This is a genomic window from Brenneria corticis (assembly GCF_003115855.1).
Lineage (GTDB): Bacteria > Pseudomonadota > Gammaproteobacteria > Enterobacterales > Enterobacteriaceae > Brenneria > Brenneria corticis.
The window spans coordinates 121,965-135,829 of record NZ_KZ819073.1; the positions used below are offsets into that span (position 1 = coordinate 121,965).

The 13,865-nt window shown below is 55.3% G+C and carries 12 protein-coding genes; 6 read left to right on the top strand and 6 right to left on the bottom strand.

Going from position 1 to position 13,865, the window contains the following annotated elements:
• Positions 1–4 precede the first annotated feature (4 nt).
• From DDT56_RS04050 to cyoA, 4 genes are read right to left on the bottom strand one after another with little or no spacing between them, the layout of a single operon-like run.
• Positions 5–337: a cytochrome o ubiquinol oxidase subunit IV gene (locus DDT56_RS04050; RefSeq protein ID WP_136165230.1), complete on the bottom strand. Its 333-nt coding sequence runs from the start codon at positions 335–337 to the stop codon at positions 5–7.
• A complete protein-coding gene (locus DDT56_RS04055; RefSeq protein WP_136165231.1) occupies positions 337–951 on the bottom strand; it encodes a cytochrome o ubiquinol oxidase subunit III in 615 nt (204 codons plus the stop codon). Before DDT56_RS04055 ends, DDT56_RS04050 begins: the two co-directional genes overlap by 1 nt.
• Entirely contained in the window at positions 941–2,932 is a 1,992-nt protein-coding gene (gene cyoB / locus DDT56_RS04060) for a cytochrome o ubiquinol oxidase subunit I (RefSeq protein WP_136165232.1), read from the bottom strand. The genes DDT56_RS04055 and cyoB overlap by 11 nt, the downstream gene beginning before the upstream one ends.
• Positions 2,933–2,936: 4 nt before the next feature.
• Positions 2,937–3,899 carry a cytochrome o ubiquinol oxidase subunit II gene (gene cyoA / locus DDT56_RS04065; RefSeq protein WP_136165233.1) on the bottom strand — a complete coding sequence of 321 codons (963 nt, stop codon included), beginning with the start codon at positions 3,897–3,899 and terminating at the stop codon, positions 2,937–2,939.
• A 152-nt stretch (positions 3,900–4,051) separates the two neighbouring features.
• On the opposite strand from cyoA, the gene DDT56_RS24345 reads away from it, so the two are divergent.
• Positions 4,052–4,225, top strand: a complete 174-nt coding sequence (locus DDT56_RS24345; RefSeq protein WP_168197569.1) for a hypothetical protein — start codon at positions 4,052–4,054, stop codon at positions 4,223–4,225.
• Between the two features lie 90 nt (positions 4,226–4,315).
• On the opposite strand, the gene ampG is transcribed toward DDT56_RS24345, so the two are convergent.
• Together ampG and DDT56_RS04075 are read right to left on the bottom strand one after the other, a co-directional pair.
• A complete protein-coding gene (gene ampG, locus DDT56_RS04070; protein ID WP_136165234.1) occupies positions 4,316–5,800 on the bottom strand; it encodes a muropeptide MFS transporter AmpG in 1,485 nt (494 codons plus the stop codon).
• Between the two features lie 50 nt (positions 5,801–5,850).
• The gene (locus DDT56_RS04075; RefSeq protein ID WP_136165235.1) at positions 5,851–6,429 is read right to left on the bottom strand and encodes a lipoprotein; all 579 of its coding nucleotides are present in this window, start codon (positions 6,427–6,429) and stop codon (positions 5,851–5,853) included.
• Positions 6,430–6,753: 324 nt separating this feature from the next.
• Here DDT56_RS04075 and bolA point away from each other — a divergent pair, with 324 nt between their 5' ends.
• The 5 genes from bolA to lon all read left to right on the top strand — a co-directional run bounded on the left by bolA (position 6,754) and on the right by lon (position 13,670).
• Complete coding sequence (gene bolA / locus DDT56_RS04080) at positions 6,754–7,068, top strand: transcriptional regulator BolA (protein ID WP_136165236.1); 315 nt, start codon at positions 6,754–6,756, stop codon at positions 7,066–7,068.
• A 300-nt stretch (positions 7,069–7,368) separates the two neighbouring features.
• The gene (gene tig, locus DDT56_RS04090) at positions 7,369–8,679 is read left to right on the top strand and encodes a trigger factor (RefSeq protein ID WP_136165237.1); all 1,311 of its coding nucleotides are present in this window, start codon (positions 7,369–7,371) and stop codon (positions 8,677–8,679) included.
• 380 nt (positions 8,680–9,059) lie between these two features.
• Positions 9,060–9,683 carry an ATP-dependent Clp endopeptidase proteolytic subunit ClpP gene (clpP, locus tag DDT56_RS04095; protein WP_136165238.1) on the top strand — a complete coding sequence of 208 codons (624 nt, stop codon included), beginning with the start codon at positions 9,060–9,062 and terminating at the stop codon, positions 9,681–9,683.
• 151 nt (positions 9,684–9,834) lie between these two features.
• On the top strand, positions 9,835–11,112 hold the full coding sequence (gene clpX / locus DDT56_RS04100) for an ATP-dependent protease ATP-binding subunit ClpX (RefSeq protein ID WP_136165239.1): 1,278 nt from the start codon (positions 9,835–9,837) through the stop codon (positions 11,110–11,112).
• Positions 11,113–11,303: 191 nt separating this feature from the next.
• Entirely contained in the window at positions 11,304–13,670 is a 2,367-nt protein-coding gene (gene lon / locus DDT56_RS04105; protein WP_136165240.1) for an endopeptidase La, read from the top strand.
• The last annotated feature ends 195 nt before the right edge of the window (positions 13,671–13,865 follow it).

Sequence of the window (13,865 nt, forward strand, 5' to 3'; positions counted from 1 at the left end):
TCGGTTACTGGATCATCATGTTGGCGTGCGTGTTCCACATAATCCATATGGAACCGGCAACGACAATGGCGATAATCAGGACGGTAAACACAAGGGCCACCACGTTCCAGCGCTCTTCCGAGGCGGTGCTCAGATGCAGGAAGTACACCAGATGAACCAGAATCTGGATAACCGCACATCCCACGACGGTCAGTATGATGACGTTATGCGAAGCTGAACCGGCCATTACCATCGCAAAAGGGATCACGGTCAGGATAACGGACAGAACAAAACCTATCAGGTAGGATTTGACGCTACCGTGGCTGGCGCCTGCATGATCGGTTGTTGAATGACTCATTACATCGCCCCCATCAGGTAAACAACGGTGAAGACACAAATCCAGACCACGTCCAGGAAGTGCCAGAACAGGCTCAGGCACATCAGGCGGGTTCGGTTGGTGGCGGTCAGGCCGCGTCCGGCGACCTGCGCCATCATAATGACGAGCCAGATCAGGCCGGCGGTAACGTGGATGCCGTGGGTGCCCACCAGCGCAAAGAACGCCGACAGGAAAGCGCTGCGATCCGGGCCGTAACCTTCGGCAATCAGGTGATGGAATTCATAGATTTCCATGGCGATAAACGCCAGGCCGAACAGGAAGGTCAGCCCCAGCCAGAGGTTAACCCGCGACTTGTCGCCCTTGTTCATGGCGATCATCGCCATGCCGTAGGTAATACTGCTGAACAACAGGGCGAAGGTTTCCACCAGCACGAAGGGCAGTTCGAAAATGTCCTTCCCCGTCGGACCGCCCGCGGTGCCGTTAACCAGCACGGCATAGGTCGCGAACAGAGACGCAAACAGGATGCAGTCGCTCATCAGGTAGATCCAGAAGCCGAATACCTTGGTGGCCCCCGCATCGTGGTGCCCATGCTCGGCATGGGCTGCGCTATGGTTAGTCAGAGTTTCAGTTGACATGTTTCAGACCTGCTTTGCTGATTTGATCAAAATTCTGATTCTCGATGTGCTCAATCTCCTTAACCGGAACGTAGTAGTCCACGTCCTGATTAAAGCTGTGCACGACCCAGGTCACGACCATGCCGGCGAAGCCGATAATCGCCAGCCACCAGATATGCCAGATCATGGCGAAACCGAACGCCAGGCTGAATGCGGAGATGATCACGCCGGCGCCGGTGTTTTTCGGCATATGGATCGCTTCGTAACCGGCGGGGCGCTTATAGGCCGCGCCTTTCTCTTTGTCGTCCCAGAATGCGTCGCGTTCATGCACCTGCGGCACGGTGGCGAAGTTATAGAACGGCGCCGGAGAAGAGGTCGACCATTCCAGCGTCCGGCCGTCCCACGGGTCGCCCGTCAGGTCGCGGTTCTGGTGGCGATCGCGGATACTGACGTAGAACTGCATCACCTGGCACAGCACGCCGATGCCGATCAGCAGCGCGCCGCCGGAAGCCACCAGCAGCAGCGGATGGAACTCCGGGTTAATCTGCTGGCTCAAGCGACGGGTCATGCCCATAAAGCCCAGCACGTAGAGCGGCATAAAGGCGACGAAGAAGCCGATGATCCAGAACCAGAACGCGCGTTTGCCCCAGGTTTCGTCGAGGGTGAAGCCGAAGGCTTTCGGGAACCAGTAGGTGATGCCGGCAAAGCAGCCGAATACCACGCCGCCGATAATCACGTTGTGGAAGTGGGCGATCAGGAACAGGCTGTTGTGCAGCACGAAGTTGGCGCCCGGCACCGCCAGCAGTACGCCGGTCATCCCGCCGATGGAGAAGGTGATGATAAAGCCGGTGGTCCACAGCATGGCGGAGTGCGGCTGAATGCGGCCCTGATACATGGTGAACAGCCAGTTGAAGATTTTCACCCCGGTGGGGATGGAAATAATCATCGTGGCGATACCGAAGAAGGCGTTGACGTTGGCGCCGGAGCCCATGGTGAAGAAGTGGTGCAGCCAGACGACGAACGACAGTACGGTAATGGCGATGGTCGCCCACACCAGCGAGGTATAGCCGAACAGGCGCTTTTTACAGAACGTGGCCACCACTTCGGAATAGATACCGAATACCGGCAGCACCAGAATGTAAACTTCCGGATGACCCCAGGCCCAGATGAGGTTGATGTACATCATCATGTTGCCGCCCATATCATTGGTAAAGAAATGGGTGCCGAGGTAACGGTCCAGCGTCAGCAGCGCGATGGTGACGGTCAGTATCGGGAATGCGGCGATAATCAGCACGTTGGTGCACAGCGCCGTCCAGGTAAATACCGGCATTTTCATCAGCGTCATGCCCGGCGCGCGCATTTTCATAATGGTGGCGAAGAAGTTGACGCCGGTCAGCGTGGTGCCCAAGCCGGATATCTGCAAACTCCATATCCAGTAATCGACCCCGACCCCGGGACTGTACTCTTTACCGGAAAGCGGCGGATACGCCACCCAGCCGGTCTGGGCGAATTCGCCAAGCCCGAGGGAGATGTTGATCAGAACAACGCCGACCACGAACAGCCAGAAGCTCAGCGAGTTCAGGAAAGGGAAAGCGACGTCGCGGGCGCCGATTTGCAGCGGCACCGCCAGGTTCATCAACCCCACCACGAACGGCGTCGCCACGAAGAAAATCATGATCACGCCGTGCGCGGTAAAGATCTGATCGTAGTGATGGGCGTTGAGGAAGCCGGCCTCGCCGGCGGAGGCGAGCGCCTGCTGGCCGCGCATCATGATGGCGTCGGCAAAGCCGCGTATCATCATCACCAGCGCGACGATAACGTACATAATGCCGATCTTTTTATGGTCTACGGAGGTAAACCATTCGGTCCATAACCATTTCCACTTGCCGAAATAGGTTAATGCCGCCAGCAGCGCCAGGCCGCCGACGATGATCGCCACCACGGTGACCATGATAATGGGTTCATGATACGGAACCGCATCGAGTGTAAGTTTTCCGAACATCGTATTATCCCTCGGCTCCTTGGTGCGAGCCATGCTCGCCCATGTTCATACTCTCACCGTGCCGCATGTTTTCATCGTGCTTCATGCCTTCACCATGGTGCTGCATGTTCATGTCGTTGCCTGTGAATTTGCGAATAATATTCCTGAACAAATCCGGCTGAACGGCAGAGAAATATTCCACCGGATGGAATTCGCTCGGCTGCGCCAGCTTATTGAACTCATCCATGCTGTTGAGCGTCTTGGACGAGGCGCGGACGTTCGCCACCCACTGGTCGAACTCCTGCTGGCTCGGCGTGGCGATGGCGGTGAACTTCATGCCGGAGAAGCCTTTTCCGCTGTAACCGCCGGAGATGCCGTCATATTTTCCCGCTTCATTGGCAATCAGATGCAGCTTGGTCTGCATGCCGGCCATGGCGTATATCTGCCCGCCGAGACGCGGGATGAAGAAGGAGTTCATCACCGAGTCGGAGGTGATTTTAAAGGCGACGGGCACGTTTGTCGGGAAAGCAAGCTCGTTAACGCTGGCGATTCCCAGGTCCGGGTAAACAAACAGCCATTTCCAGTCAAGCGAAATTACTTCGACATTGATGGGTTTAACGTCTGATTCCAAAGGCTTGTAAGGATCAAGCGCATGGGTCGTTTTCCAGGTAATCGCGGCAAGAATAACGATTATGATTATTGGCACTGTCCAGACAACAGCTTCGATCTTGTTGGAGTGGGACCAATTGGGGGTGTATTTTGCCTTTTCATTGGAAGCTCTGAACTTCCAGGCGAAGGCGATGGTCATGATGATGACGGGAACGACAACGATCAGCATCAGGCCGATGGCCGTCAGTATTAACGATCGTTGCTCTAACCCGACCTGTCCTTTGGGATTCATCAATGCCATATCGCAGCCGCTGAGCAGTGCTGTAGCTGCAAATAAAGACAACATCCCAAAAATTCTATTGTATTTCCTGAGTCTCATCTAGCGACCTCAATTACAAGGGCTCTATTGTCATTTTACGCGAGCGGGCATTTTACGGGAAGGTTACTGTACTGTAAACATGATTAAGGTTATGTCAGTCGGTTGTTGCTGTTTTTGGCACTGAATGTCACAAAGACAGCGGTAAATAAAAAATGACATTTAAAACAGGTAATTATCGTTTTACCCAGGCAAAAGTATGGATTGATAATAAAAAATTACAACCCATAGCGACTTTTATTTTCCAGCGGGCAGAAATTTTTGCCACGGAGCGCATTGGGGGCAAAAAACAACATTATTTCGCACCAAATGTTTGCGCTGTGAAATAAATCATTTCCCAGCCAGACTATTCAGAAAAAAATAATTTAATAAGGGGATAACAGCCCACAATCAGGCGCTTTTATCCCCTTGGCCGCCGTTCAGCCGGCGCGGCCGGCGGGCGAGCGCAGCGAAAGATAGTCCAGCAGGCTTCCCAGCGCAATGCCCAGCAGCGCCAGTGCGCCCCCCGCCATCAGCAGGTAATCGGCCAGTTGCGGCAGGGCCGTCCACGCCATGGCGTTGGTTACCAGCAGCGCCAGCCACAGTCCCAGCAGGCACGAACCGGCGGCGAGCGTGCGCAGCGCCGCGGCGTAGTAGCCGGGAAAGGTATTGCGCGACAGGAAGGCGTCGGTTTTTTGCGTGTATTCCAGCGTCCCGCGGCAGACCATTAAAAGAAACAGGCCCGGCAAGGCGGCGACGATGGAGAACAGATAAAACCACGCCCAGCCGTGCGCTTCGACGAACCAGCCGGCGATGGGGCCGACATACACCCGTCCCACCGCGGAAAGGGCCGAGAGCAAGGCAAACTGCGTCGCGGAAAACGATTTGTGGCACAGCGTCATTAACAGCGCCACGAACGCCGCAGTTCCCATCCCGCCGCACAGGTTTTCCAGAAAAACGGCGCCGGCCATGGTGACGATGTTTTTATCGGTGATGGCCAACAGCCAGTAGCCGGCGTTGGAAACCGCCTGCAGAATGCCGAACAGCATCAACGCCCTGAACAACGTCAGCCGCTGCATCAGCAATCCGCCGTAAACCGCGCCGACAATGGTGGCGAACAATCCCAGCGTTTTGTTGACCAGGCCGACGTCGCCGGCGTTAAAGCCGACGCCGCGAATAAGGAAGGTGGTGGTCAAGCTGACGGCGAAGGCGTCCCCTAATTTATACAGCACGATCAACAGCAAAATCAGCCAGGCGTTGTTGCGGCCGAAAAAGTCACGCAAGGGCGCGACGATAGCCTGTTCCATGGTGCGCGGCGCGGGCTGGCTGTTATGCGGCTCCGGCGCCAGCAGGGTGGAAAACACGCCGACGAGCATTAATCCCGCCATCAGCCAGTACGTCGCCTGCCAGCCCAATAACCGGTCGGCAATCCACAGCGCAAGGCCGCCCGAGACCAGCATGGCCAGCCGATAGCCCAATACCGAAACCGCGGCCCCGGTTCCGCGCTCTTTGGGGGGGAGCAGGTCGGTTTTATAAGCGTCGAAAACGATATCCTGCGAGGCCGAGCAGAAAGCCACCAGCACCGCCAGCGCGGCCAGCCACCACAGGTGGTCCGCCGGATTCATAAATCCCATGGCGATAATCGCGCCAACCAGCGAGAGCTGGCTGAGCAGCAGCCATCCCCGGCGCCGGCCGAGAAAAGGCGGGGTATAGCGATCCATCAGCGGCGACCACAGAAATTTGAATACGTACGCCTGACCGACCAAAGAGAAAAATCCGATGGTTTTCAGGTCGACGTTTTCCACCGTCATCCAGGCTTGCAGCGTGCCGGAGGTTAACGCCAGCGGTAAACCGGAGGCAAAACCCAGCAGCAGCAGGAACAGTGAATTACGTTGGCTGAACAGATTAACGATACGACTAAGCATGAAAGGTCCTTTCCCTTGCTCCGAAGAGCAAAGGAAGCGGAGTAAAAAGATTAACGGGCGTTTTCTTTAATAAAGGTGCTGACGCTGGTGTCTTGCGCCATCTCGCTGATCACATCGGCCAGCACCGTGTTGACGGCATTGGTGATGTTCTGATTATTGGCGGTGAAAGCGCCCTGGACGCTGTAGGTCGCCCGGTAGTTTTTCACCTGTTTATTGCCGTTGTTGGCCTGAGCGAGAATAGAGATATCGGCTTTGGTGGTGATGTTGTAGCGCAGGTTGCCTTCGGATACGTCAGCATACAGGTTGTTGACCACGATCTGTAACGCCACCGGGCCGCCGGTGCCGATCATATAGCCGCGGGCGGTCATCTGTTTTTCCAGCGCCTCCTGCAACAGGAAACGCAGGTCGCGCGACGGCGTCAGGGTAATCAGCTGTCCGTCGCGGTTTACCTTCGCCAGCGCCTGATCGGCGCGCTGGTCGGCGCCGTTGATGCTGATGGTGATGCCCATCAGCGTCGGGTCCTGCGCGGGCAGGCCGATCTGGGGCGTAATATTGAGCGTATTGCTCTTGTTTGCGCAACCTGCGAGCAGCAGAACGGCCAGAAGCGGGAAAAATAGTTTTTTTAACATTGGTATTTTCTCGGTAATGATTAGGGTGGTGAGCTGATAAAAATTGCTGATATCATATCATCGCCGCGGTCCGGGGAAAGAGCCGAGTGCGGGTAAATTGTTCTGAAATTTGTCTTTTTCATGCCATCGCGCGGGCGAAATCGCTTTTCATCATCTCCGCGCTGCCGAAAATATGACATTGCATTGCTGTTTATTAGCTATCGGCAGCCGCGTCGCAGGACCATAACAGTTTGAAAAACAGCTAAGATTGAAGGGATGCAGGGGCATGAGCCGCCGTGATGCCGAGCTGATACCGAACTTTTCCAAAGCCGAAAGGGTAGCCGTATGATGCGTAAAACGATAGAAGAAAAATTGCGTGTGGAATTCGAACCGCTCCACCTGGAGGTGATTGATGAGAGCTATCGTCACAATGTGCCCGCGGGCTCGGAAAGCCATTTCAAGGTGGTGATCGTCAGCGAGCGGTTTGCGGGGGAGCGGGTGTTGGGACGCCACCGGGCCATTTACGCCGTACTGGCCGCGGAATTGGCGAGCACGGTGCACGCCCTGGCGCTGCATACCTATTCGGTAAAAGAGTGGGGCAGTCTGCAGAATAGCGTGCCTTCCTCCCCGCCCTGCGGCGGCGCCGGCATCACCTCGTAATCATCCGCATAACCCGTTGCGCAACGGGTTAGTGATATAAAGTGTGTATGCCCGTTGAATAGTCTGCCCGCCGTCCTCGACTCATCCTATCTATATCGCTATAATGCCGCGTCTATTTTTCCGGAATGTATTCGGGACGCTTCTGACTACAGGGAACAGGGTCTGGTAACAGCATGACGGCCGTCCCGGTTCTGTGAGGTTTTTTCAACCAGGTGCCTGCCGGCACGGGTCGAAAGGGCTTTACTGTTGTGAGAATAGTTTTGGGGTTGACCGAGCACTGTGATTTTTTGAGGTAACAAGATGCAAGTTTCTGTTGAAACCACTCAAGGCCTTGGGCGCCGTGTAACGATTACCGTGGCTGCCGACAGCATTGAGAGTGCGGTTAAGAGCGAGCTGGTCAACGTGGCCAAAAAAGTACGTATTGACGGTTTTCGCAAAGGCAAAGTGCCGATGAATATTGTTGCTCAGCGTTATGGTGCCTCCGTGCGTCAGGACGTGCTGGGCGATTTGATGCAGCGTAATTTCGTTGATGCCATCATCAAGGAAAAGATTAACCCGGTCGGCGCGCCGAACTACGTTCCGGGCGAATACAAACTGGGCGAAGACTTCACTTACTCCGTTGAGTTTGAAGTTTATCCGGAAGTGGCGCTGAAAGATCTGGACGCCATCGAAGTCGAAAAGCCGGTGGTTGAAGTCACCGAAGCCGACGTCGACGGCATGCTGGAGACGCTGCGTAAGCAACAGGCTACCTGGAAAGAAACCGACGGCGCGGCGACGGCTGAAGATCGCGTGACCATCGATTTCACCGGTTCCATCGACGGTGAAGAGTTCGAAGGCGGCAAAGCGTCCGATTTCGTGCTGGCGATGGGCCAGAACCGCATGATCCCGGGTTTTGAAGACGGCGTCGTCGGCCACAAAGCCGGTGAAGAATTCACCATCGACGTCAACTTCCCGGAAGACTACCACGCGGAAAACCTGAAGGGTAAAGCGGCCAAATTCGCCATCGTCCTGAAGAAAGTGGAAGAGCGCGAGCTGCCTGAACTGACCGAAGAGTTTATCAAGCGTTTCGGCGTGGAAGACGGTTCTCAGGAAGGTCTGCGTGCCGAAGTTCGCAAGAATATGGAGCGCGAGCTGAAAGGCGCGGTGCGCAACCGGGTGAAAACCCAGGTTATCGACGGTCTGGTCAAGGCAAATGAAATCGACGTTCCCGCCGCGCTGATCGACGGCGAAATTGACGTTCTGCGTCGTCAGGCCGCACAGCGTTTCGGCGGCAACGAAAAGCAGGCGCTGGAACTGCCGCGCGAACTGTTCGAAGAACAGGCTAAGCGTCGCGTGGTCGTCGGCCTGTTGCTGGGCGAAGTAATCAGCACCAACGAGCTGAAAGCTGACGAAGAGCGGGTTAAAACGTTGATCGAAGAGATGGCTTCCGCGTATGAAGATCCGCAGGAAGTGATCGAATTCTACAGCAAGAACAAAGAGCTGTTGAATAACATGCGTAACGTCGCGTTGGAAGAACAGGCGGTTGAAACGCTGCTCGCCAATGCCAAAGTGGTTGAGAAATCCGTCAGCTTCAACGAATTGATGAACCAGACGCAGACAACAGCGGCATAAGCATCGTTCCGCCGTCGTATCCGGGAACGCGTTTCCCGGCCAACAAAGCCCGTGGCCTTCCGGCTCGGGCTTTTTCTATTTGCATGGTCGGTAACCCGCCGCCGGCGGTCAAACGCGACGGCTTAAATTGCACTACTATAAAAGAACGGGTAAAAACCGGCTGCTGATAACGCTTTAATATAAAACAATCGATAGTGTAAGCTTGAAAAGCGGCGCGGCTACCCCAAGTAAGTGAACAGAGAAGTCCGTCATCCAGGGAACTCTGGTGAATCCCGTTGTCCCACAGATGAGCGAACCAATGCGTGAGCATGGTCATCCTCATTTATCTCAAGTAGAATCGGGTAATAACGGTGCGGACGTATTTTATCTAGGAGACGTGAATGTCATACAGTGGCGAACAAGAAACACAAGCACCCCACATGGCCCTGGTGCCGATGGTGGTTGAGCAAACCTCGCGTGGGGAGCGTTCTTACGATATCTATTCCCGTCTGCTGAAAGAACGGATCATCTTCCTGACCGGCCAGGTGGAAGATTATATGGCGAACCTGATTGTGGCGCAGATGCTGTTTCTGGAAGCCGAAAACCCGGAAAAAGACATTTTCCTGTACATTAACTCCCCGGGGGGCGTGATTACCGCCGGGATGTCCATCTACGACACCATGCAGTTTATCAAGCCGGACGTCAGCACCATCTGTATGGGACAGGCCTGTTCCATGGGGTCGTTCCTGCTGGCGGCGGGCGCGAAAGGCAAACGTATCTGCCTGCCCAACTCACGGGTAATGATCCACCAGCCGCTGGGCGGATTCCAGGGGCAGGCGACGGATATTGAAATTCACGCCAAAGAGATATTGAAAGTAAAAGCCAGAATGAATGAATTGCTGGCGAAACATACGGGTCAGCCTCTTGAAGTGATAGAAAGAGACACGGAGCGCGACCGTTTCCTCTCCGCCAACGAGGCGGTAGACTACGGCCTGGTGGATTCAGTATTCACCAATCGTGTATGACGTTCCGCTAATAGTGGCTGAAAAAGCAGTGTTCGACCGATGGTCTGCGGTGCGATGTTTTTTTGCGCGTATTGGCTATAATATCGGCGTTTGCTGTAGCGATATTGCTGTGGTTGGCCTGCGGGCAAAAGACTAAGAAGAGGTTTGACTCATGACAGATAAGCGCAAAGACGGTTCAGGGAAGCTGCTGTACTGTTCTTTCTGCGGCAAAAGCCAGCATGAAGTACGCAAGCTGATTGCCGGGCCGTCAGTGTATATCTGCGATGAATGTGTTGACTTGTGTAACGACATTATTCGCGAAGAAATTAAAGAAGTGTCTCCGCATCGCGAGCGCAGCGCGTTGCCGACGCCGCATGAGATCCGTCGCCATCTCGACGACTATGTCATCGGCCAGGAGCAGGCCAAGAAGGTGCTGGCCGTCGCGGTATATAACCACTATAAGCGGTTACGCAACGGCGACGTCGCCAGCAACGGCATTGAACTGGGCAAAAGCAACATTCTGCTCATCGGCCCGACCGGCAGCGGTAAAACCCTGCTGGCCGAAACCCTGGCGCGTTTTCTGGACGTACCGTTCACCATGGCGGATGCCACCACCCTGACCGAAGCGGGTTACGTCGGTGAAGACGTCGAGAACATCATCCAGAAACTGCTGCAGAAGTGTGATTACGACGTGCAGAAAGCGCAGCGCGGGATTGTCTATATCGATGAAATCGACAAGATCTCGCGTAAATCCGACAACCCGTCGATCACCCGCGACGTGTCCGGCGAAGGCGTCCAGCAGGCGCTGCTGAAGCTGATCGAAGGCACCATCGCCGCCGTTCCGCCGCAGGGCGGGCGCAAGCACCCGCAGCAGGAGTTTTTGCAGGTAGACACCTCCAAGATCCTCTTTATCTGCGGCGGCGCCTTTGCCGGCCTGGATAAGGTCATCGAGCAGCGTACCGACACCGGGCGCGGCATCGGTTTCGGCGCCACGGTGAAAGGCAGCGCTGAAAAAGCGACGGAAGGCGAACTGCTGGGCCAGGTTGAGCCGGGCGATCTGATTAAATTCGGTCTGATCCCTGAATTCATCGGTCGTTTGCCGGTGGTTGCAACCTTGCGTGAGCTGAGCGAGGACGCGCTGATCCAGATTCTGCGCGAGCCGAAAAATGCGCTGACCAAGCAGTATCAGGCGCTGTTCAACCTGGAAGGCGTCGATCTGGAGTTTCGCGACGAGGCCCTGACCGCTATCGCCAAAAAAGCGATGGCGCGTAAAACCGGCGCCCGCGGTCTGCGCTCAATCGTGGAAGCCGCATTGCTGGATACCATGTACGATCTGCCGTCGCTGGAGAGCGTTGACAAGGTCGTTATCGATGAGTCGGTGATCGCCGGTCAGTCCGAGCCTCTGCTCATTTACGGCAAGCCGGAAGCGCAGCAGGCCTCCGGCGAATAATTAGCCAAACAAACCGTCTTGCAAGACAAAAATGGGGGATTTTATCCCCCATTCGCTTTTACGCGCGTACTGGTCGTTGAATGTAAGATATTTATCCCCATATACTCGAATACCTATTTGGTGAAACCCGTGAAGATCGCGTTTCACGAGATTCCCTTAACCTGGCGGAAACGAAACTAAGAGAGAGCTCTATGAACCCTGAGCGTTCCGAACGCATAGAAATCCCCGTATTGCCGCTGCGCGATGTGGTGGTTTATCCGCACATGGTGATTCCGTTGTTTGTTGGTCGGGAGAAGTCAATTCGGTGCCTTGAAGCCGCGATGGATCATGATAAAAAGATCATGCTGGTGGCGCAGAAAGAGGCCTCAACGGATGAGCCAAGTATTAACGATCTTTTCTCGGTAGGGACGGTAGCCTCGATTCTTCAAATGCTGAAACTGCCGGACGGCACGGTGAAAGTGCTGGTGGAAGGTTTGCAGCGCGCGCGTATTACCACATTGTCCGACAGCGGCGAGCATTTCGCCGCGCAGGCGGAGTATCTGGATTCCCCGGCCATTGACGAGCGTGAGCAGGAAGTATTGATGCGCACGGCGATCAATCAGTTCGAGGGATATATCAAACTGAACAAAAAGATCCCGCCTGAAGTCCTGACGTCGCTCAACAGCATCGAAGACGCCGCGCGCCTGGCGGATACCATCGCCGCGCATATGCCGTTGAAATTGACGGATAAGCAGTCCGTGCTCGAAATGTCCGATATCACCGAGCGGTTAGAGTATCTGATGGCGATGATGGAATCCGAGATTGACCTGTTGCAGGTTGAGAAGCGGATCCGCGGCCGCGTCAAGAAGCAGATGGAGAAAAGCCAGCGCGAGTACTATCTGAATGAGCAAATGAAGGCGATTCAGAAAGAACTCGGCGAAATGGATGATGCGCCGGACGAACATGAGGCGCTGAAGCGCAAGATTGAAGCGGCGAAAATGCCCAAGGAAGCGCGCGAAAAAACCGAAGCGGAACTGCAAAAGCTGAAGATGATGTCGCCGATGTCCGCCGAGGCCACCGTGGTGCGCAGCTACATCGACTGGATGGTGCAGGTTCCCTGGAACGCCCGCAGCAAAGTGAAGAAAGACCTGCTCAAGGCGCAGGAAATGCTGGATACCGACCACTACGGCCTTGAGCGCGTGAAGGAACGCATTCTGGAATACCTGGCGGTGCAGAGCCGGGTCAGCAAGATCAAAGGGCCTATCCTGTGTCTGGTGGGGCCGCCGGGGGTGGGTAAAACCTCGCTGGGGCAGTCCATCGCCAAAGCCACCGGGCGCCAGTACGTGCGTATGGCGCTGGGCGGGGTGCGCGACGAGGCGGAAATCCGCGGTCACCGCCGCACCTATATCGGCTCCATGCCGGGCAAGCTGATCCAGAAGATGGCGAAGGTCGGGGTGAAAAACCCGCTGTTCCTGCTGGACGAGATCGACAAGATGTCTTCCGATATGCGCGGCGATCCCGCGTCGGCGTTGCTGGAAGTGCTGGACCCGGAACAGAACGTGGCGTTTAACGATCACTATCTGGAAGTGGATTACGACCTGTCGGACGTGATGTTCGTCGCCACCTCCAACTCGATGAATATTCCGGCTCCGCTGCTCGATCGTATGGAAGTGATCCGTCTTTCCGGCTATACCGAAGACGAAAAGCTGAACATCGCCAAGCAGCACCTGCTGCCGAAACAGATTGAGCGCAACGCGTTGAAGAAAAGCGAGCTGTCGGTGGAGGACAGCGCGATTGTCGGCATTATCCGCTACTACACCCGTGAAGCCGGGGTGCGTAATCTGGAGCGCGAAATCTCCAAGCTATGCCGCAAAGCGGTAAAAACGCTGTTGATGGATAAATCCGTTAAACATATCCAGATAACGGGCGATAACCTTAAGGATTTCCTTGGGGTACAGCGCTTCGACTACGGCCGGGCGGATGAAGAAAACCGCGTCGGCCAGGTAACCGGACTGGCGTGGACGGAGGTGGGCGGCGACCTGCTGACCATCGAAACGGCCTGCGTGCCGGGTAAAGGCAAACTGACCTATACCGGTTCGCTGGGCGAAGTGATGCAGGAATCGATTCAGGCGGCGCTTACCGTGGTGCGCGCCAGAGCCGAGAAGCTGGGTATCAATGCGGATTTCTATGAAAAACGCGATATTCATGTTCACGTTCCTGAAGGGGCGACGCCGAAAGACGGTCCCAGCGCGGGGATTGCGATGTGTACCGCGCTGGTATCCTGTTTGACGGGGAATCCGGTACGCGCCGACGTGGCGATGACCGGCGAAATCACCTTGCGGGGGTTGGTGCTGCCCATCGGCGGCCTGAAAGAGAAGCTGCTGGCGGCGCATCGCGGCGGTATTAAAACGGTCTTGATACCGGATGACAACAAGCGCGATCTGGAAGAGATCCCGCAAAATGTGATTGCCGATCTGGATATCCATCCGGTGAAGCGCATTGAGGAAGTTCTGGCGTTAGCGTTGGTGAATGCGCCCTATGGCATGCAGGTGGTTAGCGCCACCGCCAAGGCAAAATAGTGACCTATCGCAAAAACCCTTGAGAAAATCAGCGCTGGTAAGTTAAATCGTGCTTGCCAGCCTTTTTTTGTACCGCTAAGTTAGAGCACTGTTGGTTTTAGCGGTAACTTGCTAAGGTCTGACAGGATTGATATAAAGTTGGGTGTCGTGTTTTGGGAAATTTCAGCGCGACCGTAGAATTCCAGAGGGGATGAG